We start from the raw sequence: 266 nt of genomic DNA on the forward strand, positions 1-266 counted from the left end.
TGCAAGTTCTATGGACAAACTTGTAATGAAACAATTATTTGAACATCGAGGGTTACCACAGTTACCTTATATTAGTTTCTTACGTTCTGAATATGAAAAATATGAACATAACATTTTAAAATTAGTAAATGATAAATTAAATTACCCAGTCTTTGTTAAACCTGCTAACTTAGGGTCAAGTGTAGGTATCAGTAAATGTAATAATGAAGCGGAACTTAAAGAAGGTATTAAAGAAGCATTCCAATTTGACCGTAAGCTTGTTATAG

General features: G+C 30.1%; 1 pseudogene. It reads left to right on the forward strand.

What is annotated here, in order from left to right:
* Positions 1 to 266, forward strand: a pseudogene (gene ddl / locus RYX56_RS22880) (D-alanine--D-alanine ligase); the annotation flags it as partial.

This window comes from Alkalihalophilus lindianensis (genome assembly GCF_032843265.1).
In the GTDB taxonomy this organism is placed as follows: domain Bacteria; phylum Bacillota; class Bacilli; order Bacillales; family Bacillaceae_D; genus Alkalihalophilus; species Alkalihalophilus lindianensis.